Below are 209 nucleotides of genomic sequence, written 5' to 3'. Positions count from 1 at the left end.
AGCCCGCAGCGCATGAGCTTGGGCGGACAATCGTCGATCCGTGGTTACAAGGACCAGTCCTTGTCCGGCGACAGCGGTGGCTACTGGCGCAATGATCTGCGCTGGAGCCGTCCCGTGACACTGGAATGGCTACGCCCGGTGTTCGCCGAATACGGCACCAGCCTCGGTTACGACCAGGGCGTGATTCGTGGCGATCGCTACAACGGCGA

At 63.2% G+C, this 209-nt stretch carries 1 protein-coding gene; it reads left to right on the top strand.

What is annotated here, in order from left to right; genetic code table 11:
* Positions 1-209, top strand: a 209-nt coding sequence (locus ACZ3HH_RS31320; RefSeq protein ID WP_465810649.1) for a ShlB/FhaC/HecB family hemolysin secretion/activation protein, incomplete at both ends; no start/stop codon positions are given.

Source organism: Pseudomonas sp. PME37.24/025 (genome assembly GCF_055556615.1).
Note: the sequence above shows the minus strand (reverse complement) of the source record. Positions and strands in the feature narration are given on the sequence as shown.